The sequence below is a fragment of the Amylolactobacillus amylotrophicus DSM 20534 genome (assembly GCF_001434555.1).
Lineage (GTDB): Bacteria > Bacillota > Bacilli > Lactobacillales > Lactobacillaceae > Amylolactobacillus > Amylolactobacillus amylophilus.
On sequence record NZ_AZCV01000002.1, the window covers coordinates 326,890 to 352,971 of the forward strand.

General features: G+C 42.3%; 23 protein-coding genes, 1 tRNA gene, 1 pseudogene and 1 riboswitch. Of the genes and pseudogenes, 9 read left to right on the plus strand and 16 right to left on the minus strand.

What is annotated here, in order from left to right:
* Positions 1 to 32: 32 nt before the first annotated feature.
* A riboswitch (Lysine riboswitch) is annotated at positions 33 to 208 on the plus strand.
* A gap of 107 nt (positions 209 to 315) precedes the next feature.
* Together FC62_RS04490 and FC62_RS04495 are read left to right on the plus strand one after the other, a co-directional pair.
* On the plus strand, positions 316 to 1,917 hold the full coding sequence (locus FC62_RS04490) for an ABC transporter substrate-binding protein/permease (protein ID WP_056945853.1): 1,602 nt from the start codon (positions 316 to 318) through the stop codon (positions 1,915 to 1,917).
* A 2-nt stretch (positions 1,918 to 1,919) separates the two neighbouring features.
* Complete coding sequence (locus FC62_RS04495) at positions 1,920 to 2,663, plus strand: amino acid ABC transporter ATP-binding protein (protein WP_054746182.1); 744 nt, start codon at positions 1,920 to 1,922, stop codon at positions 2,661 to 2,663.
* 88 nt (positions 2,664 to 2,751) lie between these two features.
* Here FC62_RS04495 and FC62_RS04500 read toward each other — a convergent pair whose 3' ends face one another.
* The 7 genes from FC62_RS04500 to FC62_RS04525 form a co-directional block, all read right to left on the minus strand.
* Entirely contained in the window at positions 2,752 to 3,684 is a 933-nt protein-coding gene (locus FC62_RS04500; RefSeq protein WP_054746183.1) for an HNH endonuclease, read from the minus strand.
* A 2-nt stretch (positions 3,685 to 3,686) separates the two neighbouring features.
* Positions 3,687 to 4,322 (minus strand): YfbR-like 5'-deoxynucleotidase, encoded by a 636-nt coding sequence (locus FC62_RS04505; protein WP_054746184.1) that lies wholly within the window; start codon positions 4,320 to 4,322, stop codon positions 3,687 to 3,689.
* 99 nt (positions 4,323 to 4,421) lie between these two features.
* On the minus strand, positions 4,422 to 4,559 hold the full coding sequence (locus FC62_RS08240; RefSeq protein ID WP_169787588.1) for a hypothetical protein: 138 nt from the start codon (positions 4,557 to 4,559) through the stop codon (positions 4,422 to 4,424).
* Positions 4,560 to 4,622: 63 nt separating this feature from the next.
* Entirely contained in the window at positions 4,623 to 5,651 is a 1,029-nt protein-coding gene (locus FC62_RS04510; protein ID WP_056945852.1) for a lipoate--protein ligase, read from the minus strand.
* A gap of 75 nt (positions 5,652 to 5,726) precedes the next feature.
* Positions 5,727 to 6,119 (minus strand): iron-sulfur cluster biosynthesis family protein, encoded by a 393-nt coding sequence (locus tag FC62_RS04515; protein WP_054746185.1) that lies wholly within the window; start codon positions 6,117 to 6,119, stop codon positions 5,727 to 5,729.
* Positions 6,120 to 6,216: 97 nt separating this feature from the next.
* Complete coding sequence (gene purB, locus FC62_RS04520; RefSeq protein ID WP_056945851.1) at positions 6,217 to 7,521, minus strand: adenylosuccinate lyase; 1,305 nt, start codon at positions 7,519 to 7,521, stop codon at positions 6,217 to 6,219.
* 12 nt (positions 7,522 to 7,533) lie between these two features.
* Positions 7,534 to 8,820: an adenylosuccinate synthase gene (locus FC62_RS04525; RefSeq protein WP_056945850.1), complete on the minus strand. Its 1,287-nt coding sequence runs from the start codon at positions 8,818 to 8,820 to the stop codon at positions 7,534 to 7,536.
* Between the two features lie 186 nt (positions 8,821 to 9,006).
* Between FC62_RS04525 and FC62_RS04530 the strand changes: the two genes are divergently transcribed.
* Together FC62_RS04530 and FC62_RS04535 are read left to right on the plus strand one after the other, a co-directional pair.
* Positions 9,007 to 9,981, plus strand: coding sequence for a GMP reductase (locus FC62_RS04530; protein ID WP_056945849.1), 975 nt, complete (start codon positions 9,007 to 9,009; stop codon positions 9,979 to 9,981).
* A gap of 205 nt (positions 9,982 to 10,186) precedes the next feature.
* Positions 10,187 to 11,293 carry an SLC13 family permease gene (locus FC62_RS04535; protein WP_056945848.1) on the plus strand — a complete coding sequence of 369 codons (1,107 nt, stop codon included), beginning with the start codon at positions 10,187 to 10,189 and terminating at the stop codon, positions 11,291 to 11,293.
* 6 nt (positions 11,294 to 11,299) lie between these two features.
* On the opposite strand, the gene FC62_RS04540 is transcribed toward FC62_RS04535, so the two are convergent.
* The 8 genes from FC62_RS04540 to yycF form a co-directional block, all read right to left on the minus strand.
* On the minus strand, positions 11,300 to 11,845 hold the full coding sequence (locus FC62_RS04540) for a cob(I)yrinic acid a,c-diamide adenosyltransferase (RefSeq protein ID WP_054746187.1): 546 nt from the start codon (positions 11,843 to 11,845) through the stop codon (positions 11,300 to 11,302).
* A gap of 13 nt (positions 11,846 to 11,858) precedes the next feature.
* Positions 11,859 to 12,338, minus strand: coding sequence for a 23S rRNA (pseudouridine(1915)-N(3))-methyltransferase RlmH (rlmH, locus tag FC62_RS04545; RefSeq protein WP_054746188.1), 480 nt, complete (start codon positions 12,336 to 12,338; stop codon positions 11,859 to 11,861).
* A gap of 448 nt (positions 12,339 to 12,786) precedes the next feature.
* Positions 12,787 to 14,040: a S1C family serine protease gene (locus FC62_RS04550; protein ID WP_056945847.1), complete on the minus strand. Its 1,254-nt coding sequence runs from the start codon at positions 14,038 to 14,040 to the stop codon at positions 12,787 to 12,789.
* Positions 14,041 to 14,124: 84 nt separating this feature from the next.
* The gene (locus tag FC62_RS04555; RefSeq protein WP_056945846.1) at positions 14,125 to 14,919 is read right to left on the minus strand and encodes an MBL fold metallo-hydrolase; all 795 of its coding nucleotides are present in this window, start codon (positions 14,917 to 14,919) and stop codon (positions 14,125 to 14,127) included.
* A gap of 21 nt (positions 14,920 to 14,940) precedes the next feature.
* Positions 14,941 to 15,759: a two-component system regulatory protein YycI gene (locus FC62_RS04560; protein ID WP_056945845.1), complete on the minus strand. Its 819-nt coding sequence runs from the start codon at positions 15,757 to 15,759 to the stop codon at positions 14,941 to 14,943.
* Between the two features lies 1 nt (position 15,760).
* Positions 15,761 to 17,083, minus strand: coding sequence for a two-component system activity regulator YycH (gene yycH / locus FC62_RS04565; RefSeq protein WP_056945844.1), 1,323 nt, complete (start codon positions 17,081 to 17,083; stop codon positions 15,761 to 15,763).
* Positions 17,073 to 18,926 carry a cell wall metabolism sensor histidine kinase WalK gene (gene walK, locus FC62_RS04570; protein WP_056945843.1) on the minus strand — a complete coding sequence of 618 codons (1,854 nt, stop codon included), beginning with the start codon at positions 18,924 to 18,926 and terminating at the stop codon, positions 17,073 to 17,075. Before walK ends, yycH begins: the two co-directional genes overlap by 11 nt.
* 42 nt (positions 18,927 to 18,968) lie before the next feature.
* The gene (yycF, locus tag FC62_RS04575; RefSeq protein ID WP_054746193.1) at positions 18,969 to 19,673 is read right to left on the minus strand and encodes a response regulator YycF; all 705 of its coding nucleotides are present in this window, start codon (positions 19,671 to 19,673) and stop codon (positions 18,969 to 18,971) included.
* 163 nt (positions 19,674 to 19,836) lie between these two features.
* Between yycF and FC62_RS04580 the strand changes: the two genes are divergently transcribed.
* From FC62_RS04580 to FC62_RS04600, 5 genes and pseudogenes are all read left to right on the plus strand, one after another.
* Positions 19,837 to 19,909: transfer RNA gene (locus FC62_RS04580), tRNA-Lys, on the plus strand.
* A gap of 419 nt (positions 19,910 to 20,328) precedes the next feature.
* Positions 20,329 to 21,346, plus strand: a pseudogene (locus FC62_RS04585) (virulence RhuM family protein).
* Between the two features lie 51 nt (positions 21,347 to 21,397).
* Positions 21,398 to 22,327, plus strand: coding sequence for a Gfo/Idh/MocA family protein (locus FC62_RS04590; protein ID WP_056945842.1), 930 nt, complete (start codon positions 21,398 to 21,400; stop codon positions 22,325 to 22,327).
* Positions 22,328 to 22,555: 228 nt separating this feature from the next.
* Positions 22,556 to 24,199, plus strand: coding sequence for a glycosyltransferase family 8 protein (locus tag FC62_RS04595; protein ID WP_141322578.1), 1,644 nt, complete (start codon positions 22,556 to 22,558; stop codon positions 24,197 to 24,199).
* Between the two features lie 82 nt (positions 24,200 to 24,281).
* Positions 24,282 to 24,968 (plus strand): MgtC/SapB family protein, encoded by a 687-nt coding sequence (locus tag FC62_RS04600; RefSeq protein ID WP_054746200.1) that lies wholly within the window; start codon positions 24,282 to 24,284, stop codon positions 24,966 to 24,968.
* A 49-nt stretch (positions 24,969 to 25,017) separates the two neighbouring features.
* On the opposite strand, the gene FC62_RS04605 is transcribed toward FC62_RS04600, so the two are convergent.
* Positions 25,018 to 25,926, minus strand: a complete 909-nt coding sequence (locus FC62_RS04605) for an IS3 family transposase (protein WP_141322579.1) — start codon at positions 25,924 to 25,926, stop codon at positions 25,018 to 25,020.
* Positions 25,927 to 26,082: the final 156 nt, after the last annotated feature.

A 26,082-nucleotide genomic window follows, 5' to 3' on the forward strand; every position in this document is an offset into this window, starting at 1 on the left:
ATAATTCAGCTATACATTTAAATAAACAACCACAATGCAATAGAGGTCGCGATCGCCACCAACGCTATGGAGTGTGTATTCACTTTGAAGTAGCCGAGAGGACATTCGCCGAAGTAAGTTTTTGAAATACATCATCAACTTGCTGGGCCAGACGGGAATACCGGCTGGACTGTCTTAGACTTGTTGTCTAAGGAGCGCTATACGATTTGGGATTTTAATTTACTTTAAAATTATCAATGAATTAAACCTCACCTCTATTGGCCCACGCCAATAGAGGTTTTTTAATTGTAGCGGGTTGTCTTGGAGGAGAAACAAATGAGACAACTGATTACTTATTCGCGCAGAATCGCGTTGTTCGCGCTGATTCTGCTGACACTTGGTGTTTTTGCTAGAAACACAGAAACGGTTCACGCAGCTTCCAGTAGTAAGGACGTACTGCGCGTCGGAATGGAGGCTAATTATCCGCCTTACAACTGGACCCAACAGAATGATGCAAACGGCGCCGTCCCAATCGATGGTTCCGACGAATTTGCCAACGGTTACGACGTGCAAACCGCGAAGATTATCGGTAAGAAACTCGGACGAAAGGTGGTCGTTGTCAAGACGGTCTGGGATGGTCTTCTTCCTTCGTTAACTTCCGGCAAAATCGATTTAATCATCGCCGGAATGTCCCCTACGCCAGAGAGACGCAAGTCAATTGACTTCTCGCTCCCATACCGTCGGACTAAGATGATTGCCGTTGTGAATAAGGATGGTAAATTTGCCGATGCGACAAGCGTAAATGATTTCAAAAACGCAAAGTTCACTGCACAGTTAGCCACTTTCCACTACGATTTAATTAACCAGCTAAAGGGCACAATCAAAGAACCAGCAATGAAGGATTTCTCCGCAATGCGGGTAGCTCTACAGGCTGGCACAATCGATGGTTACGTCGCAGAGGATGCCGAAGGAATCAGTATCACAAAGGTTAACCCCAACGTGAAGATTGTCGACCTCTCGGGAAAAGGCGGCTTCAAGGTTGATCCTTCAGAAGTACAGACGGCCATTGGGGTTAAGAAAGGTAACCCACTTTTACAAAAGGTTAACCAAATCGTGGCAGACATTTCCCCGGCCCAACAAGAAAAGATGATTACGAAGGCTGTCCTCGACCAACCTGAATCAGCAGCCAAAGGCAACTGGTTCTTAAATATCTGGAAACAATATGGAGGGATGCTACTCCGCGGTACTGGCATGACCTTGTTCATCTCCCTTATCGCCACAATCATCGGTTTCGTCATTGGGCTCTTGATTGGAATTGCCAGAACAATTCCTCGGCCAACTACACGCGGTAAACGCTGGGCATTAAACGTTCTGAATTGGGTCCTCTCAGTCTACATCGAGATATTCCGGGGCACACCAATGATGGTTCAAGCCGCTGTGTTCTATTACGGCATTGCTCAAATATTTGGCTTAAATTTGGAACGGACTTTTGCCGCAATCGTTATTGTCTCTATTAATACAGGGGCCTACCTGGCAGAAGTCGTTCGCGGTGGTATTATTTCAACACCAACAGGTCAATTCGAAGCAGCCAGCGCACTCGGTATGACCCACTTCCAGAGAATGCGCAAAATTATTTTGCCACAAGCAATTAGAAACAGCCTACCTTCAATCACGAATGAATTCATCGTCAACATCAAGGATACCTCTGTATTAAGTATCATCTCAGTATCAGAGCTGTTCTTCACGGGTTCAACCATTGCCGGTCAGAATTTCCAATTCTTCCAGACGTACTTAACTATTTCTTTGATTTACCTAGTACTCACCTTTACGATTACCCGTATCTTCAGAGTAATCGAGAAGCGGCTTGAGGGACCAACCAACTACAACTTAATGGCCAATCAGCTTCAAGTAACTACCCCAACATTGGAGGACAATTAATCATGGCGGAAAATAAAATTCTCTCAATCAATAATCTCAAGAAAACATTTGGTGAGCACGAGGTTCTGTCTGACATCTCACTCGACGTCACTGCCGGTGAAGTTCTGACAATCATCGGTCCTTCCGGTTCAGGTAAGTCTACCCTTCTACGTTGCATCAACCTTTTAGAACAACCCACTGCCGGTGAAATAATTTACAATGATGCCAATGTGTTAGCTCCTGGATACGACATCACGAAATATCGCGCAAAAGTCGGGATGGTCTTTCAATCATTCAACTTGTTCAACAACCTGAATGTACTAGATAATTGTACCGTTGGTCAGCAAACCGTTCTCGGACGCTCGAAAGAGGAGGCAGAGAAGATTGCATTAGAAAACTTAGCCAAGGTTGGCATGGATCCTTATATTAAGGCGAAACCACGTCAGCTATCAGGTGGTCAAATGCAACGGGTTGCCATTGCTCGTGCCGTTTCTATGGATCCCGATATTCTCCTCTTTGACGAGCCAACCAGTGCACTTGATCCCGAAATGGTTGATGACGTACTGGACTCAATGAAGGCTCTCGCACACACGGGTCTGACCATGATCTTAGTGACACACGAAATGGGCTTCGCTAAAGACGTTTCCGATAAGGTAATCTTCATGGATCAGGGATATGTAGCTGAAATCGGCACCCCGGAACAAATCTTCAATCATCCGACAGAAGCAAGAACACAAGAATTTCTGAAGCGTTATCTGGCTCGTTAATTATCGTTCTACCCTAACAACCACTTAAATAGCAAAAGGCACCTCACGTAATCTGTGAGATGCCTTTTTGGATTGGTCAGTTGGTCAGTTAAATAATCGTGTCTTGCTCGACCATCCGATGCATTTTCCACTGCGAACTAAAGTATTTCCTACGACTGTTACGTAGTTCTAGATAATCGCTATTGACGCTATCTATTGCAGCCTGAAGCTCTTTATTTTGCTTTCTTAAATGTCGCAATTCAGGATCGTCTATCACATTTTTCAAATGGGTACGTGCAATTAACTGGTTGTGTCGGGCTCTGAAAGATTGTTCTAGGCTATTAATGAGGTTTTCATAGTCCACAAGCTGTCGATTAACCCCTTGAATCTGATTATTTAAGTGCACAAAGAAATAATATGGCATATTTCCTTTGATGCCGTTGCACTCCTGACAGGCAAGCGTCAAATTTTCCAGAGAATTGTCATCACTAAGGGAAACGGGATTCTTATGATCCACGCTATTTCCCCGCCTACCACAGTATTGACAACGGTGATTGTACTGCCGACGGATTATTTCCCGGGCAATAAAATCTAAGTTATTCAGGTCATATTCAATCCGTAGTCCCACGGCAGCAAAGTCAACCTTATAGTCACCGGTCAAAGTTGGTTTTATCTTCCCAGTCAAAATCGACCAGAGCACCTCGTTCAGTGTCTTTCGTGCCACCTGTCTTTGAACCAGCTCATTAGTATCGTAATTGACAATCAGGTTCTCCAGCTGACGCTTAAATTCGCTCTCCTGCACCACAGACGCGGCATGATAAGTCTCCTGCTCATTATTTTGTTCTATGAGCTTGCCAGCATACCGCATATTTAGTGTTTGGGCAAAAAGCTGAACCGGATCATTCTCAAAGTCCCTGGCTGACAGCCCTGCTTGCCGACAAATATCACAGATACTTGCCAAAGTGGGCTGGCCCCGACCTTCTTCACAGTGAAAATGGAGCGCCTTCATCCGTAGTCTACAGGAACTACACCTAAATTTCATAATTATCCCTCAATCAAAATATCCCAAGCAACTTTTTGTAACTTATCTCGATTACTAAATTCGCCCTTAAACAAGTCCGGCAATATCTTTTTGATGAAGTACTTAACCGAGGCAAGCTCATTAAACTTCTTGATTGTCTTCAGGCTCTCCTGAAACATATCTAAGAATACCTCGCTGGGATTACCCTTCTGTATTTCACCGTACGATTCATAAATCAAATCTAGTTTATCAGCAACCGACAGAATTTTACCTTCTAGAGTATCGTCTTTACCCTCCGAGAAGCGCCTTTTATACCGGTCTTGAAACTCCTTTGGCACCTCATTCTCAATGAAATTATTCGTTAAAGAACTTTCTACATCGGCGAGCATTTCACGCAGCTCGTGCGTTGCATACTTAACCGGAGTTTTGATATCGCCAATAAATCTCTCTGTGTAATCGTGATTCAGTGATTTTTCGTACAGCATTTGCCAGTCTATCTTGTTACCAGCAACCTCCTCAATATCACCCAACATTTGGGCAATTTCCGCCACCCGAAACGAGTGTGCGGCAACGGTATGCTGTTGATACTTGAAGTAGCCAGGAGCGCGATCAATTGTCTCCAAGTTATTTAGCCCCTGAATAAACTCGTGTAATCCCATGTGATAGCCTCCATTTATATTTAAATTGTTCCTATAATACTAAACTTACCATATTTTGCGCAAATAAAAAGACGAAGCATCAATAACTTCGTCCTTTTATTATTTACTCTTCTTGTCAGCAGTCTTGCCTTGTAAGAAATCAAGTGTTTCAGCTGTCTTCTCGAGACGTGCTTTCACGTTTGCAACATTAACAGGTCTGCGTTTTGGTGAAATACCAGTGTGTGTGTTTTGTGACATTGTAATCTCCTTTTAAAAAAGTTCTTTTTTAAGAATACACGGTTTTTCCAAGAATAGCAATCTTTATTGTTCGGATATCATTAAATCAGCTAATTCTGCACCAGTGATTTTGCCAAGGTTAGCAGCAAGGTTACTCTTATCAAAAGCAGCTGTGAGGCTCTGTTGGTCAAAGGATGTACCAACGAGATTCTGCTCAATTATATTAATATTCCCACCGGTAATAAAATCACCATAAATCTTAAATGCCGTTACTTTATGGTCTTCCACGGTGAAGTTGAAGGCAACTGTTCCAATATCGAAGTGTTTTGATTTATATTCCTTAAATCCCGGATTTTTACCAAAGTTCCATTCATCCGTATCATACTGTCCCTGCAGGCGATCATCAATGATGCGCCAGTCTTCATCGGCGAAATTATATGTTTCAATCTGTGACAATTGATCCACGTGGAACATATGTTTTAAAAGTTCATCTTTAAACTCAGCAGCAGTCATGTTCTGGAATCTCTCATCAAGGTATGGCTTGATGTTGGTCACGCGCTTATTGACCGATTTAACGCCCTTAGACTGGAGTTTGTTCTGGTCCGGGGTCAGAACACGTTCGGCATCTTCCATGTTCAAATCGAACATCAGCGTGCCACCAGCAGCGTAGGAGTCTCCCACCTTAACCATCGTCATACCAGAGAATTTCTTACCATCGATCACCAGGTCATTTCTCCCCTGCAGCACCGCTCCCGTGGCACCAAAGTCGTGAAGTGCATCTAAGATTGGCTGCGCAATTTTGCTGAAATCACCAAAGTCAGTTGTGTCACCAACAATGATATTCTCGAAAATAATGTTGCCATAATCTTGATAGACGGCTCCACCACCTGAAGAACGGCGAACCAACGCAATATCTTTCTCACGTAGATATTTTAAATCAACTTCCGCATATGCGTTCTGGTTTACACCAATAATCACCGATGGCCGATTGATATACATGATCAGCCCGTGGCCAGGCAGTTTCAAGGTATTGATGAGGTAGTTATCAAGAGATTGATTAACCGTCGCATCATTGACAGGTTTGTTATCTCGATCTGTGTTTATAAAGAACATGGCTCTTCCCCTCTCACCGAAAAAAATAAGACTTGCACGGCCGTCATTGGTCATACAAGTCTTATTTTAGCACTTTTAGCAAATTTTTCCGCCTAGTTCTTTCATATCGGAAGCGGTTACGCCAACTAACTCGTTCTTAGAGATTGTGACGCCACCATCAATGATTCCGCCATTATCCTTCAGAGAGAGCATCGCCCATCTGCCATCAAGAGTCAGTCCGTCACCAAGGAAGGTGGTCTCTGGTTCCGCGGTATAAATAGTGAAGCCTGCGTTGTTCTCAACTGGGATATTATAATCTGGGTCTAAAACGTCTGAGACTACAAATTGGAAGTTTGCGCCAATGGTACAGGTACCACCAATCTTAGAGTATTTTGTTGATCCATCGTTCAATGCGAGAAACATTACCTGATTTTCTGCAACCTTGTTTTTCAAAATCTCGGCTGCTGCAGGTTTAATCGTTAATTCCATAAGATACCTCCGTAATTAAATTGCACGCAATCTTTTCTTTACAATCATTATGATACACGCATTCCAGTTTAATTACAAAAAATAAGCACATCTCGCACTAATTATTTTCTTCAGCACCGAAAACCCGCGCGAAAATATCGTCAACGTATCTGAGATGGTAATGGTAGTCGAACGCCTCGACTAGCGTATCGCCGAGTTTACCTTTGATCGTTGGGTGATTCACAATCAGCTCCTTAAATGATTTATGCTCATCCCAGGCTATCGCAGCCTGAGACTGGACCAGGTCATAGGCTTCTTCCCGTGACATCCCCGACTCAATCAGTTTCAGTAGCACCCGTTGACTATAAATTAGACCGTAAGTTTGATCCATATTCTGCTTCATTCTGTCTTCGAAAACGGTGAGGTTCTGCAGAATACCGGTGAATCTGGTCACAATATAATCCACTAAAGAAGTAGCATCAGGTAGAATCACTCGTTCGGCTGATGAGTGTGAAATATCGCGTTCATGCCACAGGGAGACATCCTCATAGGCCGGCACAATGTACCCCCGCAAAATTCTGGCCAGGCCAGTTACATTTTCGGAGCCAATTGGATTTCTTTTATGTGGCATTGCTGACGAACCCTTTTGGCCTGGATGAAAACCTTCCTCGACCTCATGAATTTCAGTTCGTTGGAGACTACGAATCTCGGTCGCATAGTTTTCAATTCCCGTAGCAATCAGGGCGAGGGTAGCAATGTAGTTGGCATGCAGGTCACGTGGTAAGACTTGCGTAGAAATTTCCTGCGCATGTAATCCAAGTTGGTCCATGATATCCTGTTCAACACGCGGTGGAACGTTGGCAAAGGTCCCCACAGCACCACTTATTTTACCTGCCTCTACTTGATCAGCTGCATAGGCAAAACGCTCTTGATCACGTTTGACCTCAGAGTACCACCGCGCAAGCTTAAGACCAAATGTCGTGGGCTCTGCATGGACACCATGGGTTCTTCCCATCGTCACGGTGTATTTATATTTATGTGCTAAATCGGCAAGCGTTTGGGCAAGTTTAGCCAAATCAGCCGCAATAATCCGATTGGCCTGTTTCAGTAGCAAACCGTTAGCGGTATCCACCACATCAGTACTCGTGAGCCCGTAATGCACCCACTTCTTCTCGGCACCAAGTGACTCAGAGACCGTTCTGGTAAAGGCAACAACATCGTGTCTAGTCTGCTCTTCGAGCTCCGCCACCCGTTCCACGGTGAAACTAGCATTTTGTGCTATTTTCAAAGCATCTGCAGCGGGTACCTCGCCCTCCCTGGACCAGGCGTTTGTGGCCGCAATTTCGACCTCCAACCACGCCTGATACCGGTTTTCTAACGTCCATATTTTACCCATTTCTGGCCTAGTGTAGCGTTCTAACATTTGTCTTCCCCATTATTTCCAGATTGCGTCCCGAATTATTGTCTGCTCTCTGTCAGGTCCAACTGAGATAGTGGCAACTGGAATTCCGACCAATTCAGAGATTTTATTCAAAAATGATTTAGCGTTTTCTGGCAGATCAGAGAACTCTGTCACACCGGTGATATCCTCGGTCCAACCAGGTAATTCAACGTAAATTGGAGTACATTCAGCCAATTCCTGCAGACTTGCTGGATAGTAATCAATCTCAGTTCCGTTTAATTGATAACCCGTCGCAATCTTGATTGTAGAAATATTCGTTAAAACATCCAATAAATTAAGGCTGAGTGCCGTCAATCCTGAAACCCGAACGGCATGCCGCATTGCAACGGCATCGAACCACCCAATCCGACGCGGGCGCTTTGTCACCGTACCATATTCATGCCCGGTTTCCCGAATATAATCGCCAATCTCATTGTGCAGCTCTGTTGGGAATGGACCCGCACCAACCCTTGTTGAATAGGCCTTGCAGATTCCTAGCACTTCTGTGATCCGACTTGGCCCTATACCAACGCCCGTAGTGACGCCACCGGCGATTGGATTTGACGATGTCACAAACGGATACGTTCCGTGATCGATGTCGAGCATGACACCCTGTGCACCCTCGAACAACACGTTTTTGCCGGCGTCAAGCGCCTCGTTCACAACCACTGAAGTATCTGTCACAAATTCTTTTAGTTGCTGGCCATATTCATAGTATTCTTCGAAAATATCGTCAAAATTCAGAGGCTCAGAATCATATAACTTGGTAAATAATTTATTTTTCTCAGCCAAATTAATCTTTAACTTCTCGGCAAACGTCTCTTTCTCTAGCAAGTCGGCCATCCTAATACCGATTCTAGACGCTTTATCCATGTACGCTGGCCCAATGCCCTTGTTAGTAGTACCAACTTTGGCATCACCTTTAGACTCTTCTTGTAACTTATCCAAAAGAATGTGGTACGGCAGGATGACGTGGGCCCGACTAGAAATAAGTAATTGACCCCGCTCAACACCGTTATCTGCCAAATATTTCAGTTCTTCGACAGTCGCTTTGGGATTTAATACGACCCCATTGCCGATGACGCTCAGTTTATCTTTGAAAAAAATACCGGAAGGGATTAAGTGAAGCTTGTACTCCTTACCAGCAAATGCGATAGTGTGCCCCGCATTATTACCGCCCTGATAACGAACAATCACCTCAGCGTCCTGCGCCAAGAAATCCGTCATCTTTCCTTTACCTTCGTCTCCCCACTGGCTACCAACTAAAACTGTCGCTGTCATTTTTCCACCTCATTAAATTACTCAAATTAAACCTAATTTTAGCAGTTTACGGTAAGTGGGTCAATGCTTTTCCGAACTATAATTTGACTAGCAGAGATTATTATACGTATTTTGGTTGACATTTCATTTTTTTGATTGTATATTGAGCAGTGGTCTTCGAAAAAAAGAACAAAATTGAGGTAAATTATGCAAATATTCGATTATGACGATATCCAACTAATTCCCAATAAGTGTATTATCAAAATTCGTGCGCAGGCAGACACCAGTATCAAATTTGGTCCCCGAACTTTCAAGATACCTGTGGTGCCGGCAAATATGGCTAGCATTATCGATGAGGATTTGGCAGAATGGCTGGCTGCAAACGACTATTTCTACATCATGCACCGTTTTCAACCAGAGAAAAGGTTGGATTTCGTGCGTCATATGCAAGAACTTGACCTCTTTACCTCAATCTCCGTTGGCATTAAGGAAGATGAATACAAGTTTATCGATGAACTCGTTGCGGCGCATCTAACACCTGATTACATCACAATTGACGTCGCCCACGGTCACTCTGACTATGTGATTAAGATGATTCACTATATCAAGCAAAATCTACCAGGCTCATTCGTAATAGCTGGTAACCTGGCAACCCCCGAGGCTGTACGTGAACTCGAAAATGCAGGCGCCGATGCAACAAAGATTGGTGTTGGCCCCGGTAAAGCATGCATCACAAAATTAAAAACGGGTTTTGGTACCGGTGGCTGGCAGCTCTCTGCCCTGAGCCTCTGCTCGAAGGTGGCCCGCAAACCACTGATTGCAGATGGCGGCATCAGACATCACGGCGATATTGCCAAGTCCGTACGCTTCGGTGCATCAATGGTGATGATTGGCTCCTTATTAGCCGGCCACGACGAAAATCCAGGAAATATTATCAGAATTGACGGGAAACAATATAAACAATATTGGGGCTCCGCATCTGACATGCAAAAGGGAGCCTACCGTAATGTAGAGGGCAAGCAGATGCTTGTACCCTACATGGGCTCAATCAAGAATAAGCTCGTGGAGATGCGCGAGGATCTGCAATCTTCTATCTCCTACGCTGGCGGCAATGATCTAGAATCAATCCGCAAAGTAAACTATGTGGTCGTCAAGAACTCCATCATGAATGGCGACTACTAAGACAACCAACTAAATACACAGCAAGATAATAAAAGCGACTGCTACTAGTAGTCGCTTTTTGTTTCACGGGAAACAATTATGCCCGATGCGCGTACCAAAACACCCGAATTGGCTGAATATCCCCGCATATTTTAACAAAAAGTATTGTCAGTACTTCTAATAAAGAGCAAAATAGTAATGTTGTTTTTTTTTTGAGGTACAATTAATGACAGTAATAAAAAATATCGCGAAAGATCGCGTGCTTCAGATCACAGCCCTGTTAGTAATTATCAGTCTATTTCTGGGTAGACAACAACTTACTGATATTCATTTCTCAACATTGTGGTCCATCACCGCAATGATGACCTTAATCCAAATTTTCGAGTACCTTCATGTACTTGACTTTTTCACTTACAAGTTAACAAGCACGGCAGCAAATACACGGCAACTATCCTGGAAGTTCGTTATCTTAGCCCTTTTCTCCGGGATGTTCCTGACCAATGACATCACCGTCTTAACATTGGTACAGTTGTATCTAAAGATTGCCAATAAATACAAATTACCAGAAGCCGTCCCCGTAACTCTAATTGGTATGGCAGCTAATTTCGGTAGCGCATTTACGCCGTTTGGCAATCCCCACAACATCTTCATCATGGATCACTACCTAGTAAACGGCCTAGAGTTCTTCCGGTGGTCTATCCCGCTGTTGGCAGCCAGCATCATCTTGCTCTTTATCTTCAGTCTTTTTATCAAAAACAAGCCGGTCCCTACTGTTCCAGTGCGCGACATTCAGATTAATTTGCGCCCAACATTGATCAGCGTTGGCGTCGCCCTGCTAATCTTTGCTGGTGTTTTCCGCGTTATTCCATCCTACGTGGGCGCGCTAGCGGCAATCCTACTTGCAGTCCTCTTCAATCCCAGAATAATGCTTCACGTCGACTACCCAATTATTCTCACTTTTACCGGTTTCTTCATGATTGCCGGAATTGTCAGTCGTATTCCGTTCGTCGTCGCCGTCATCTCACACCTAATGTACTCGGAGGTCTCTGTCTACCTAACCAGCATCATCAGTAGCCAGTTCATGAGTAATGTGCCATCAACAATTCTCATCGGTAAGTTCTCGCCCTTTGCAGAAGCGCTCTTCCTCGGGTCCAATATTGGGGGGCTCGGATCAGTGATTGGCTCGATGGCGAACTTATTAGTCTTCAAGCAATATGCTAATCACGGCAGACAAAGTCGCTCATACTTCTTACTGAGATTCGGCTTGCTCCAATTTATTGGTCTAATTCTCTTAACCGGATTGGGCTACATCATTTTAATTCATCTACTATAAGCGAGGCTACTCGCTTATTTTTTTGCTCTCAATTTCCGCATAACCATCTAACTGATTGGCATATCTGGCTAATTCAAACAGATAGTCCGAAAGACGATTCAGGTATTGCATTATTTCATCCGCCACTGCTTCTTGATGCTCATTTAGCTCCGCAATCCGGCGTTCAGCACGTCTCGCAAGCGTTCTAGCGTACTGCAAGCTCGCACCTGCATCTCTTCCGCCCGGCAAAATAAATGCCTTGATGGGTTCGACAAGCTCAACTAACTCATCAATTCTTCGCTCCATTTGGCTGGTCAAATCTTGTGTTAGCTCGTGTCGTGATTTAACGACCAGGTCTGCTTGCAGAAGATAGAGGTTCCTTTGAATCTCGATTAGCTCCGGTTTGAGCTGGACACTTTCTACGGATAATTTGGTCACGCAATAACCAAGCCAGGAGTCTAGCTCATCTATTGCACCCAAGGCTTCAATCTGTAAATCATATTTCGGTACCATTTTACCCGTCACTTGTTTAGTGTATCCCTTATCTCCGACTTTTGTATAAATTTTAACCATCATTGCCCTCTTCTTACTTATGATAGGTACTACCACTGTTAATCATGAACGCTCGATAGATCTGTTCACTTAAGACAACTCGCATCAGCTGGTGTGGTAGAGTGAACCGACCAAAACTAACGGCGAGGTTAGACCGATTTAGAACTGCATCCCCCAACCCGTTTGATCCACCAATGACAAAGACAATCGAGCTCTTGCCGTAAGTCTGGAGCTCCTTAATTTTCGCGGCCAGTTTTTCAGACGAGTACTCTTCACCCAATATCTCGAGCGTAACTACAAAGTCATCCTCTTTGATCTTGGACAATATTTTATCTGCCTCTTTATCCTTCACGTGTGTTATTTCGGTCTCTGACATATTATCGGGGGCCGGTTCATCCTTTACTTCAACGATATTTAATCCACCAAAGCGTTGCATTCGTTTTGTATATTCGCCAACCGCTGCCGTAAAGTACTTCTCTTTGATTTTACCAACACCAATAATTTTTATCCCCAAAAGTTATCCCCCATCCATGAACAAGTTATCAACATTAATTATACACAATGAACATATGTTTCAGAGCACATTTTGTGGTCTAAACCAAATTAACTCTATCCCTTGTGGATACAGTCTCAAAAAACTTTTCTAACAAATTTTTTTATTCACATATTTAATCTTTGACAACTTATCACAAACATTTCCCGCTAAATGCCTATTTTAGTGGATGAACGCCTGTTCTAACTTGTCAAAATTACTAGGTTTACACACAATCCACAAGTTATCCACAGAATTTCACAGTTTAAATTTACGAGTTCTACACAATTCACAGACTTATCCACAGGACTGTGTTATTCCTCGTAACTTAGTTGTAACTTGACAACAGAAAAATCCGAACAAAAATTGTTTCACTTATCACTTTTGCATCAAAAAAGCTCTCGTATATACGAGAGCTTAATTTGATAGCTTATTTCAACTTAACAGAGAGCGTTTTGGTTTGCCCACCACGAGCAACTTTCACAGAAATTGTGTCACCTATCTTGTGTGAATACAGAATCGTATGTAATGAAACTACATCTTCAACCTTCTTCCCATCTGCTTCAGTGATTACGTCACCCTTTTTCATTCCTGCTGCGCTACCTGAACCGTTAGCGGTCACGGAGGCCACATATACACCGGTCGTAATGTTATCCGCCAGATCCAACTGTTCCTTCACAGCATCGGTTAATTCACTGACACTAGCAACACGAATACCTAGTTGTGGTCGAGTAATTTTGCCGTCCTTCACCAGTTTGTTGCTAATTGTCACAACCTCATCACTCGGGATAGCGAAGCCCATGCCCTCAACCGAACCACCATCAGTAGTGGTAGACATCTTCATTGAGTTAATCCCAATAATCTGGCCAGAAGTATTCACCAAAGGGCCCCCAGAATTACCAGGATTAATAGCCGCATCCGTCTGAATAACTGTTGTCTGACTAACCGCATTGCCATAGTCATCCGTGATTGTCAGCGTCCTATTGCTTGCCGAGATAATCCCTTGTGTGACGCTGGTTGCGTACTCACTACCCAATGGTGAGCCAATGGCAATGACTGTTTGACCAGGCTTAATATTCTTTGACTCAGCAAAACTTGCGACTTGAGACACATCATCGTCATCAATCGTTAGCACAGCTAGATCAGTCACACTGTCTGTACCAACCAGCTTAGCATCAAGTTTTTTCCCATTACTTAGAATAACCTGAATCTTATCCGAGCCTGCAACAACGTGGTTGTTAGTTACGATATAGCCTTTGCCATTTGACTTCATGTAAATAACGCCAGAGCCTTCGCTGTACTCTTCAAGCGAATCACTAGAACTATTATTGCTGCTGTCATCAGATTGAGAATTACCAAAGAAATAGTCGAGGGAACCATCACCAGCTGAACTTTCCTGTTTCTGCAAATTAATGACGGATACTACTGCACCCGATACTTTATTGTACGCAGATGTCGCGGAATTCGTTGCTCCATCAGATGTATTGCTGGTCGTCGTCGCCGTACCGCTAGAATTATTCTGCACAGTTTGTGTCTGAGGCGCATCGTTCAGCTGATCCAGGCCATAGTAAGTAACTCCACCACCTAAGATACCGGCCACGGCACCAATCACCGCGGTTTTAACAATTATCCCTTTAGTATTTGAAGATTTTTCTTTTGTTGGTTCGTTCTGCTTGTTTTCCATAAGAATCGCTCCTTTACTACAAAGACAATAGTAATCGAAAAATATGAAAAATTCATGACGTAAATTCGGTATTTTGTTGAGCTTTTAAACAACAAAAAGCGGCTGAGCAACTGCTGGGTCGGTTGTAAAGAGTGAGAATTCACTGTTTACCTCTGGCTCAAATTTAGCACATGTAAGCTCCGCAGCAGTCAATGCCAGCTTCTTAGTGTTGTTATGTGGACTCAAATGCCCCAGAAACACCTTCTTCGTGTGCCGGTCAACCAAATTGATTAAGGCATCCGACCCCGAGTCATTAGATAGGTGTCCTGTGTCACTGATAATTCTTTGCTTTAAAGGCCAACCATATGGACCATTTCTTAACATGTCTAAGTCGTGATTGAACTCCAATAAATAGGCATCCGCACCTTTAATTTGGGACTCTAGGCGCTCAGAAGCATACCCGGTATCTGTGAGTATCGCCATCCGTTTATGGTCGTTCATGAACTGGTAAAACTGGGGTTCTCTAGCGTCATGTGAAACGGTAAAACTATTGATATCAAGGTCATCAAGACTCATTAACGTGTCCGGTTCAAATATCTTGATTTGATCTTCTGGTACCTTGCCAATTTTATTGTGCGCCAGCATTTCGTCCCAAGTGCCTGAGTTAGCATAGACATTGACGTTTAGCCGCCGCATAAGAACGCCTAATCCCTTAATATGGTCCGAATGTTCATGTGTAATGAAGATTGAGTCGATATCATTAATGTCCCTACCAATCGACGCTAAAAGTTCCGTAATTTTTTTCCCTGAAAGTCCAGCATCCACCAAAACCTTGTGTTGCTTCGTTTCAATGTAGGTGACGTTCCCAGACGAACTACTTGCTAATACTGCTGCTTGCATAATAATTAAACATTTAACTTTCTATTTTGTTTCCGTTGGATCAGCGAGACTGTCGTTAATCACGGTTCCGTTGAACGCATTAACTTTCTTAATTTGAATATTTTTAGTATTTTTATTCTCAATAGTAATCACCCAACTAGGAAACAAGATAACACTTCCTTTAACCTGCGTTAACTTGGTGTATCCGAGTTCAACTGCCAATACCTTTGAATCATTGGGTAACTCGCTATAAGTGTACAGATTCGTGACAGCCTGTTCCTGACTGATTGTCTCCTGCTTCTCACGGACAATGGTAATTTCTTCCTGATAGCTCTGTGTATAACTATTGATCTCACCATCCTTGACTGGAAAATGCAGTTGGCCAACAGGATCAATAATCTTACCATAGTCCGTTAATTGCACAAATACAATGTCATGATCGGAGGAGAGCTGTTTCGAATACGCGTATTCGTCACCAAATAGGATGTGATTATCACTATCCTTATACTTGGTAAGTGCACTGATCAATTTAGAACGTGTTGCACCTTTAATTACCATATTTAGTCGGCTACTCAACACCCGCGTCGTTTGATCATAACTAATCCGTTGATCTTGGAGCTTGCCGATACCATCCGCAAAGTCATTATCAACCTTTCCAGCAAGATAGTATCCTTCCTCACCGTCATCTTCGAGGCTGATAGTTGTAATATTATCCGCAGCCATCTCTGTTCTGATGCTACTCTCAGTATTTGTTGCCTTATTCTGTGATAAATACGGGATCTGCCATATTGTGTAGAAAAGGAAGATATTAATAGCAACGAATACACCAAGAAAAATAAGTTCAATTTTTTTGAAATCCATCTTATTTCACCTCATCCGCTGTTCTTCTGGCAAAAGCAATGTCGCTTTGTAACCAAGATTGAGCATCTTTCCATTCACCAAATATCTTGAAATACATTGTTGGTACTAAATCTACCAAGTCAGTATTTTCTTTATCATGAACTAACTTTAGTCCGAGCTCAATCCGTTGAATCTCATTATCATGGACACCTTTTTCATTAATCTCCTTCACCAGAGTCTCAGTTGCTGGAATAGTGCTGGTCCTACCATCGACAGGAATCGGTATCTGAAATATGATATTTTTGAAGATCATGATAGTAACGCTGCTCGAGTAACCAATGCTAATTGCAGCCGAGTTATCCGACTCTAAGAACACTGGTAGCCCTTCAAAATAGTATCTATATGAGAGGGTATTATCCTTATTCTCGAAATAGCGCATATCCTTGACGGTTAAGCCCGATTTGAGTAGGTAAGATGAACTTTGCTCGAACAACTGAGCCGTATTCCTTGGAACGGTATTGTCATCAAAATTACTGTAAGAAAAAATATTTTTATCACGATTTACAATAACTTTTTGATACGGTCCAGTACTATATGTTGCAATCCCCGAGCTCTCTTTACTATCAACGTTCGTAACGCCCAATAATTTCGAAACAAAGAAATTCTCAGACTGTTTAGTAATGAGGTAACTGTACACGCCAACCTGAGTATCCTCCGTATAAAACGGTGTATATTCTGTACCAACTCGGCGTAATTCTACCTTAATTTTTTGATTTGCGGTATTAATAATCTGCTGCAGTCCCTTGATAGGATTACTAGATATGTCAGTTATATACAGTTTACTAGTCTCATCATCACCAAAATAAAGCTTTCCCTTACCGCTAATCGGAACAAATATTCTATTTATCAGGCGCTTCTCTTTTGTAATTTTACCGGCTATCTTAGAAACTTTGGCAAAAGTCCCTAAAGTCACTTTATCGGGATAGACCAACTGAAGATACTTGCTATTAGCCAGCATTGCCGTGTAACGATTAGGATTCCGGGAATAACTTGAGACATTCGAGAGACTTATCTTACCAAATTTTTTCGAGAGTTCGAGTGGAATATTCCGTGTTTTATCATAGATTTGCATCATTCTATCATTATTATCACGATATAAAACCTCGGTGGGTAAATAAGCATTATTAATTGCTGTGCTAGCATCCTTTGAAACAACCACGTTCTTCGTCCTGTCGGACCGGTTATCGAAGCTCTGGTTATTCGACCAAATAATAAATGAGAGTACGATACTCAATAGAACAGTAACAATGAGACCAACCCTAATTATAACGTTACTAAACTTCATCCCATTCACCCCCATCACTTATTGGTTCAAACGGTAATGAGATATAAAAAGTAGAACCACGATCCTCAGCGCTATCCGCCCAAATACGACCATGGTGCGCTTCAACAACTTCTTTTGAAATTGCCAATCCCAAACCAGTACCGCCTTGTTGCCGCGAACGAGCTTGATCAACCCGATAAAAGCGATCAAAAATCTTGTTGAGATCCTTTCTTGGTATCCCCAATCCTTGATCGGAGATACTCATAATCACGTGATTGTGGGTCTGAAGTAACCTTGTTGTGATTACTCCGCCATCTGGTGAGTACTTAATTGCGTTATTCATGATGTTATCAAGTACTTGAGTCATTTTATCAGGGTCTATTTCAACCCACAGTTCCCTAGAAGCAAACTCTCTCTTAATACTGTACTTCTTTTGGTTAGCATCATCTTCATTTGTGTTCTTAATCATCATATCGAACCGGTCGAGGATATAACCAAAGAACTCGTTTAGATTGACCCACTCAAGCTCCATTCGTGCAGTTCCCTGATCAAGCCTTGAAAGGCTTAAAAGGTCGTTAATCATCCGAATCATCCGCTCTGTTTCGCCCTGGGTTACCTGCAGAAACTTTGGTGCAATTTCAGGGTCTTTCCACGCACCATCATTTAAGGCCTCGACATAACTTCTCAGACTAGTGAGTGGCGTCCGTAACTCGTGTGAGACATTCGAAACGAATTGGCGTTGCTCACGTTCATTCTTTTGTTGTTCAGTCACATCATATAACACACAAATGAGACCCGAGACAAATCCGGTCACACGTTGGATTAGAGAGAAATTGGCGTGGAGAATGAGCTCGCGTGCGGTTCCCTCATTGATTCCGATTATCAATTCCTGCTGATTAGACATCAAATCTTGCGTGGTCATCTGCGCAGATAACCCAAGTAGATCGGTAATTGACTCGCCAATCACCTCACCCTCCTCCTTATTGAGGAAGCTCAAAGCCATGTCGTTAATTATGGTCACGTTCCCATGTCTATCAGTTGCAATAACACCATCTGTCATGTGCGTTAGCACGTTATCCAAACGTCTTCTCTCAGACTCAGAGACTTCTTGAGCCTCCTCGACCCTGACCGATAGATTATTAACCGCCATGGCAAGTTGACCAAGTTCATCGTGCGAATAGACCCGAACCTGACCGGAATAATCGCCACTGGCCATCCGAATAGCTTGTTTCTTCATTTCATCAATTGGCCGAGTTATTGCCCGGGAAATAACTAGAGATAGGATTGATCCCAGGATTGCAGCGACTAGCGAAGCTGTTAGGAAGGTAATCGTTGTGCTTTTAACATCCTTGAACACCTGCTCCATACTTGCTCTGATGTAGATGACACCATTTGTGCTGTTACCATTTCTGGCTGCAAGTGGACTTATTTTCACCAAGTATGTAACACCATTATCACGGACAAACTTTGTCGTTTCTCTGCCAGTATAGCTAGAGGATTTGATGTCTGCACTAGCCGTTTTTTGGCCCACTCTGTCCGTATAGTTGATATTACTAACGGCCCTAATTACGCCGTCATTGTCTACAACTTCAATATCTGATATTTGTGAATTATCATAGTCATTCAGTATTGAAGAAATTGACTGATTAGCTGATTTCTTATCCTTTTGCTCAATTTGTGCAGAAATCTGTGACGTAATAATCGATGGAACTTGGACTGATGTTTCGAACGAATCAATACTATTCTGTTCAAGTTGACGTGTGAAATAGGCCCCAATTATTTCAATAGTTGCTAATAAAAGGAGGATGAAGACCATCGCTACTTTGAAGTTAATAGATTGAAAAAGCTTTAGTTTATTATTCATTGTTCAGTTCACATAAAATAAAAGCCGCCTACTTCTGGCAGCCTAATCTTCCTCTGGATTTTTCATATAATAGCCGACACCACGTCTTGTAACCAACAGTTCAGGCTGACTAGGATTATCTTCTATCTTCTCCCTTAAACGTCTAACAGTTACATCAACCGTCCTGACATCGCCAAAGTAGTCGTAGCTCCAAACAGTTTGCAATAAATGTTCTCGCGTCATAACCTGGCCTAGATGTCGAGCTAAATAATGCAAGAGCTCAAATTCTCGGTGCGTGAGCTCTATTTTTGAACCCTTCTTGGAGACTACGTAGGCATCGGGCATAATCACTAAGTCACCGACCTCAATATTTTCCTTGCTTTTGTCAGTTGTATTTTCAGTTATTTCTCTTCTTCTCAGGTTGGCTTTGACTCTGGCAACCAACTCCCTATTCGAGAATGGTTTCGTCACATAGTCATCTGCGCCCATCTCTAGCCCGAGTACCTTGTCGATTTCGGTGTCTTTGGCCGTAACCATAATGATTGGTAAGTCGTGAGTCTTACGAACCTCACGCGCAACCTCTAGTCCATCCTTTTTCGGTAACATTAAGTCAAGAATTAATAAATCAGGATTATATGATTCTACCTTCTCTACTGCTTCCTCACCGTCGTACGCTGTCTCAACTTCGAATCCTTCTTTGGTAAGATTGAACTTGATAATATCTGAGATTGGCTTTTCGTCATCCACTACTAAAATCTTTTTGGCCATATATATAAAGCCTCCTTAATTGCTTGACCCCATTATACTTGTGCGGGCAAGTTTCTACAAAAACTATCTCCATTATAACTGAAATTTAAATTCTTTGGATATTTTTGCAAAAATAGTCTTGAAAAGGTCATATAGTCATGCTAATATAATTAAGTTAAGTTTTGGGTGGCTAGCTCAGCTGGCAGAGCAACGGACTCTTAATCCGTGGGTCCAGGGTTCGATCCCCTGGCCACCCATTTTTGCGTTCTTACGCAGTTTCAAATAGCTTCAAACCGTTGATAAATCAACATTCTTAAATTTTAAGACTTTCACTGAAAAGCATTGTTTTTCAAGAAAAGAAAACCACGGAGAAAACCGCGGGATAATATAAATTAGGTTTGCGAGGCGTTGGAATCACTCACTTTTGTGGGTGATTTTTTTTGTACTCCGAAAACACTCATGTTAGAGCTGATTTAGTAAACAAATCTCCTTCTGGACACAATTTAAAATATATTAACTGTACATCAAAGCTGGTCATGTTAACATCTTAGTTAAGATAAGAAAGTTACTCAAACAGCGATAACATTACAAAATATCTAAATACTTAATCATTTGAAACTCAAGATCTTTAGATCCAGAAAATATCGATTGAAAATATATAGCGGGGTAAGCAGAAATGGCAAACGAAAATCAGTTCATACTTTACCAGTCAAATAATCACAACGTGGCAATCGATGTTGTAATTGGCCAAGATACTATTTGGGCTACACAAAAATCGATGGCGGAATTGTTTTCTGTTAATAAATCATCAATTTCCAGACACTTAAAAAACATCTTCGAAACAGGTTAATTAGAAGAAAATCGAACTGTTGCGAAAATTGAAACAGTTCAAAACGAGGGAGATAGAGAGATTTCTAGAGAGGTGAATTACTACAACCTCGATGCAATCATTTCTGTTGGTTATCGGGTTAACTCAATTCAGGCTACTGAGTTCAGAAAATGGGCTACTAAAACTCTAAATGAATATATGATAAAAGGGTTTGTTCTTGACGATGAGCGCCTCAAACAGGGCTCTAATCTGCTTAACCAAGATTACTTTGATGAATTACTAGAACGCGTACGTTCAATCCTTGCTAGTGAGAGAAGAATTTGGCAAAAGATTACCGATATTTTCCAAGAAATCAGTTCTGACTACGATAAAAATTCACCTATTACTCGTAACTTTTATGCCACTGTTCAGAATAAGTTTCACTACGCTATTAGTGGTCACACAGGTTCTGAGATTATCTACAACAAAGCCAATAAAGACCAGCCCCACATGGGATTAACTACCTGGAAAAACGCACCTGACGGCCGTATTTTAAAGAGTGATGCAATGGTGGCCAAGAACTACCTAACAGAACCACAAATTAAAAGTCTTGAACGTAACGTTTCTGGTTACTTTGATTATGTTGAGGACTTGCTAGAACGTCGCCATAATTTTACGATGCAAGATTTTGTAACCAGTATTAACCAGTATTGATAGGTTCCTAGAATTCAGGGAGTATGATGTATTAACCGATAAGGGACATGTGTCAATGACCATGGCCAAAGATAAGGCATCACAAGAATACCAAGAGTTCAATAAGCATCAAAAAATCGAATCAGACTTCGATAAGCAAATCCGCCAGATGCTAAACAACCCCGATAAATAACCAACGTTCTAGCAGAATTTTGGTAAACTAAATCTATATGGAGGTTCAATAATGTTAAAAATCGGCGTACTAGGACTAGGTAATATCGCGCAAAAGGCCTACCTACCAGTCTTTTCCGGAATTCAGGATCAGGCAGAGTTCTATCTAAGCAGTAGAAATGAAACGAAATTAAAATCATTACAGGCAAAATATCGATTTCCGCACGTAACAACGAATATGGACGAGCTACTGGAAGTTGGGCTTGATGCCGTTTTTATTCATACTCCTACTGCCACGCATTACACGATCATCAAAAAATTCCTCACCGCTGGAATCAACGTCTACGTAGATAAACCGGTTAGTGAGGATTTATTAGAGGTAGACGAGCTCTACAAATTGGCGGAACAACATGATGTCCAGCTGACAGCTGGCTTTAATCGTCGCTTTGCTCCCTACAATCAGCAAATTAGACAAATAACCGGCAAACAGCTCATTACAGTTGAAAAAACACGTGTCTCAGCTCACCAGCCTGTTCAAGAGGCAATATACGACCTCTTCATCCACGTCGTTGATACTGCGCTTTTTCTCGCCAATATCACCACCTTCAAGCCGACCGAAGCCAACTTCAGCTATCAGATCAACGCTGACGCTGCCGGTATTTTAACAAATTGCAGTATGACACTTAAGCTGGACGGTCTCACTGTCCTAGCAAAAATGAATATGCAATCGGGTGTTGACCATGAGACAGCCACAATCGAGTCGAGCAAGGGAATTGCCACCGTTACTGATCTAGAGACGCTCACCAAAGATTCCGCGAGTGGTCAGCTGTCCAGCTCGCTAGCCGGATGGACGCCAATGCTCACCAGACGTGGCTTCGAACCACTGATTAATGAATTTATCCATTCACTATCTGATCGAGCCTATGATAACCCGGTTTCACCTGCATCCAGTGTGCTCTCGCATCAACTATGTCAATTGATGCTTGACGGAACTGTCAGCTAATTTGCTTTAATTTCCAAAGTTACGTATAATACCCCCTGGTGCCAAACCCATGAGCAGAAACACCGTTGGTGCACAATGTGCATTTGGAAAACGGAGTTTGCTGCTCTTTTTTTGTCTAAAAATAACAATGTCACAGAATAATATTATGATATCGATAAGCTTTTATTTTGAATTATTTTTTTATCTTAGTTATATTGGATATATAAACCATAAAAATTCAAAGGAGAGGTGATTATTATCAAAACAATAAATATAATGCACGCGGCGGACGAAAATTATGCCACACAACTCTGTGTTGCGATTAATTCTATTGTTGAGCACAATAGTCCTGAGACACACATCAACTTTTACATTATTGATAAAAATCTTAGTTCAAAGACAAAATCTACAATCTCCGTCATCACGCAGGAACTTCATTCTGTTGAATACATTACTTTAGACTTTGACCTGTGCAAAGATTTTCCAGTGAGAAACCATATCAACGAAACGTCCTATTATCGAATCATTGCGACCAAGACGCTACGAGAAAAGGGCCTCGACCGTGTACTTTACCTGGACGTAGACATACTTGCTCAAGTTGACCTCACCCCCCTCTTCGAATGTGATTTAGAAGGTGCTGTCGTTGGTGGCATTCCAGATCCCGTGGAGGAGAACCACCTAGCACGCCTCGACGTGCCGTTAGAGTTAGCAGAGCAAAATAAGTATATCAACTCAGGTATCTTATTAATTGACCTTAACCGGTGGGAAGAAGAGCAGATTAACGAACAAATAATCAATTTTCTCGATAAGAAACCACATTTAGTTAAGTTTCACGACCAGGATGGATTAAATGCCGTGGTAACCGGCAAAGTTAAGCTACTCAATCCCCGCTGGAATCAGCAGACTGCCCACAGCAATCATCCGGATAAAGTTAAGCATCCAGCAATCATCCACTTCACCACACACGAGAAGCCTTGGCACGCCTCGCTCCATCACCCTTATGCGGATCTTTATCATGAATACTTGGCACGTGTGCTAGAAAAGGTTGCAACTGCCCATCGAGATGCGATTCACGTCGTATCAGCAGTTAATCCACCTTTTATCAAGACACTCTCGGTTTTATATCGTTCTTTATTGGAACACAACGGCTCAGATGCACATATCATCTTACATGTTTTAATGGACCACCTATCGACCTCTGACAGGCAGGAATTAGAACAGACTATCGCCCCATTTAACGCAGAGCTAAATTTCATCGATGTCGATGAGAGTAAGCTGGTCAACTGCGTCGAGAGCGCTAGAATCCTTAAGCTGGCATACTACAGAATTCTCATTCCTGAGCTGATTCCAGAAGCGCACCGTGCAATCTACCTGGATTGTGATGTCCTATGCAAGACAGACATTAGCGAGCTGTGGAACATTGATTTGGAAGGAAAACCGCTAGCAGCCGTCGAAGATGCAGGATTCCACCTACGTCTCGAAGCGATGGGAATTGATTTTGAGAGTCAGAAATACTTTAACTCTGGTATCTTAGTAATGGACTTAGATAAATGGCGTGAGGAGAGCATTACTGACCAAGTGCTCGACTTCATCAAAAACAATCCGGAAAAACTCAAATTTCATGACCAGGACGCCCTAAATGCCGTACTTCATGATAATTGGAAAGAACTACCACAACGCTGGAACGCCCAAACAAACGTGATTGTTAATCGCATTACACCACTCTGTCCAATCAGAAAAAAGGATTACATAGATGCTAGAAAGAATCCCAAATTGATTCATTTCTGCGGCCATATCAAACCGTGGCATAAGGAAACAAATCACCCATATGCCGTGGAATACGAACAATACGTGTCAAAAATTGGCGAAAACAGCCTCTCAGCTCAGCCCTAACGGGCTTTTTTATCCACCGGCATCCTAAGATAGTGGTAAGCTTATAAGAGTAGTTTGCAGGAAATAAGTGGGTGATAATTTAATGTTTATACAAGATATGGAATGGCTGCTCCGCGTAGTGGTAGCCGCTTTGTGTGGGATGGCCATCGGTTACGAACGGGCAATTCAACGTAAGAGCGCCGGTATTAGAACTCATATTGTCGTTGCAACGGCAGCCGCCCTTTTCATGATTATTTCTAAGTACGGTTTCTATGATATATTGCGAACTCAGGGGGTTGACCTTGATCCATCACGGGTTGCAGCACAAATAGTCAGTGGGATCTCATTCCTTGGTGCCGGGGCAATTCTTGTTAGAAAAGAGCAGATTAGCGGTTTAACCACAGCTGCCGGAATCTGGGCCACCGCGGCAATTGGTACCGCAATCGGTGCAGGAATGTACTTCGTCGGTGTGTCCCTGACCCTCTTCATTGTACTCATCCAATTTGTTTTCCATGACGATACGCTACTCAACAAGTTTATTTTACAGGTACACGTGCACATGCAAATTGAGGCAGAGAATAGACCAGATATTCAGCAAATAATCACGCAATGCTTGGAACAAAACGATGTTAATTCGATCAACATGCGGATTATATCGATTACAAAAGATGTGATTGCAATCCAAATCGATGGTGTAACTAGAAATAACTATAATCAGAATGAAGTCATGATTGGCATGGAGAAAACAGCGGGAATAATTTCCGTGAAGACAATTAGTAACAGTAAATAACTAGGTAGAAGATGAAGTGCAACAAAAAAGTTAGACATCTTGAATAATTTTAAGCAGCGGCTCGATTTCGGTATTCAACCGGAGTCAGGCCGTTTTTGTTTAGTGAAATACGATGATTGTTGTACCAATCAATGTAATCTTCCACTTCTTTTACTAGTGCTTCAAAGTTTGAAAGCTTGCGGCGATTGAGCCGTTCTCGTTTCATCAGGCTAAAGAAACTTTCTATTGGTGCATTGTCATGGCAATTACCTTTTCTTGACATGCTGGGCACAATTCCCAGTTGTTTTATTGCTTCTTGGTACTCTCTAGTTTGATATTGCCACCCCTGATCTGAATGCAGAATAGAATTACTATTCATTGGTAACTTCTCCGATAGATTTTCGATTGTCTTATTAAGTTGTTCCTTGTTGGCACTCTTTGATACAACTGCGGTAAGTATTTCTCTGCTGGCTTGGTCTAATACCGCAGAGATATATCCCCACGTTCCATCTGCTAATCTGACTTGCGTAATATCTGTGTGCATTACAGCGAAAGGTGTCGTCTCGTCGAACTTCTGCTTAAGAAGATTATCATTCACAGTACCAATCTTACCTCTGTAGGAGGAATAACCGCTTGTGTGTCTTGAATACAGTGTGACGGACAATTTGAGTTGGCCCATTAGTCTTAGAATTGTATTCGGCGAGATCTTAAATCCTGCTTTTAAAGCTTCTCGATGAATTCTACGATATCCATATGTTTCATCTGACTCCTGAAATGCCTTTAAAATGAACTCTTTCAAATTTGTGTATTTATCAGGTTTCTTGGCTCTCTTCAGACAATCATAGAAAGTAGATCTGGGTAACTTAAGCTCACTTAATAGTTCGTTCAACGGATATTTAGGCCTTAATGAGTTAATTACTTGTGCTTTGTGGATTGATCTTCTTCTCTCAGTAAGGCTTCGAATTTTTTGCGATATCAAGTTTCATCTGGGCATGATAAAGTTATTCACGCAAGCGCATATTCTCTTGAATTAGTCTCTCTTTTTCGGCAGGACTGAGCTTGTCCTGTTTGTTTTTATGGGATTTTTTGGTCACGGTGGGTTTTCTTCCTTTCCGTTGGCGTCTCAATCCACTTG

What these genes read in the sequence shown, in the direction of transcription:
- FC62_RS04505 (WP_054746184.1), bottom strand. Translation starts at nt 4,322, where the DNA reads ATGGGATTACACGAGTTTATTCAGGGGCTAAATAACTTGGAGACAATT.
- walK (WP_056945843.1), bottom strand. Translation starts at nt 18,926, where the DNA reads ATGAATAATAAACTAAAGCTTTTTCAATCTATTAACTTCAAAGTAGCG.
- FC62_RS04540 (WP_054746187.1), bottom strand. Translation starts at nt 11,845, where the DNA reads ATGGTTAAAATTTATACAAAAGTCGGAGATAAGGGATACACTAAACAA.
- purB (WP_056945851.1), bottom strand. Translation starts at nt 7,521, where the DNA reads ATGTTAGAACGCTACACTAGGCCAGAAATGGGTAAAATATGGACGTTA.
- FC62_RS08240 (WP_169787588.1), bottom strand. Translation starts at nt 4,559, where the DNA reads ATGTCACAAAACACACACACTGGTATTTCACCAAAACGCAGACCTGTT.
- FC62_RS04530 (WP_056945849.1), top strand. Translation starts at nt 9,007, where the DNA reads ATGCAAATATTCGATTATGACGATATCCAACTAATTCCCAATAAGTGT.
- FC62_RS04550 (WP_056945847.1), bottom strand. Translation starts at nt 14,040, where the DNA reads ATGGAAAACAAGCAGAACGAACCAACAAAAGAAAAATCTTCAAATACT.
- FC62_RS04590 (WP_056945842.1), top strand. Translation starts at nt 21,398, where the DNA reads ATGTTAAAAATCGGCGTACTAGGACTAGGTAATATCGCGCAAAAGGCC.
- FC62_RS04495 (WP_054746182.1), top strand. Translation starts at nt 1,920, where the DNA reads ATGGCGGAAAATAAAATTCTCTCAATCAATAATCTCAAGAAAACATTT.
- yycF (WP_054746193.1), bottom strand. Translation starts at nt 19,673, where the DNA reads ATGGCCAAAAAGATTTTAGTAGTGGATGACGAAAAGCCAATCTCAGAT.
- FC62_RS04535 (WP_056945848.1), top strand. Translation starts at nt 10,187, where the DNA reads ATGACAGTAATAAAAAATATCGCGAAAGATCGCGTGCTTCAGATCACA.
- FC62_RS04510 (WP_056945852.1), bottom strand. Translation starts at nt 5,651, where the DNA reads ATGTTCTTTATAAACACAGATCGAGATAACAAACCTGTCAATGATGCG.
- FC62_RS04525 (WP_056945850.1), bottom strand. Translation starts at nt 8,820, where the DNA reads ATGACAGCGACAGTTTTAGTTGGTAGCCAGTGGGGAGACGAAGGTAAA.
- yycH (WP_056945844.1), bottom strand. Translation starts at nt 17,083, where the DNA reads ATGAAGTTTAGTAACGTTATAATTAGGGTTGGTCTCATTGTTACTGTT.
- FC62_RS04490 (WP_056945853.1), top strand. Translation starts at nt 316, where the DNA reads ATGAGACAACTGATTACTTATTCGCGCAGAATCGCGTTGTTCGCGCTG.
- FC62_RS04560 (WP_056945845.1), bottom strand. Translation starts at nt 15,759, where the DNA reads ATGGATTTCAAAAAAATTGAACTTATTTTTCTTGGTGTATTCGTTGCT.
- FC62_RS04600 (WP_054746200.1), top strand. Translation starts at nt 24,282, where the DNA reads ATGTTTATACAAGATATGGAATGGCTGCTCCGCGTAGTGGTAGCCGCT.
- FC62_RS04515 (WP_054746185.1), bottom strand. Translation starts at nt 6,119, where the DNA reads ATGGAATTAACGATTAAACCTGCAGCAGCCGAGATTTTGAAAAACAAG.
- FC62_RS04500 (WP_054746183.1), bottom strand. Translation starts at nt 3,684, where the DNA reads ATGAAATTTAGGTGTAGTTCCTGTAGACTACGGATGAAGGCGCTCCAT.
- FC62_RS04555 (WP_056945846.1), bottom strand. Translation starts at nt 14,919, where the DNA reads ATGCAAGCAGCAGTATTAGCAAGTAGTTCGTCTGGGAACGTCACCTAC.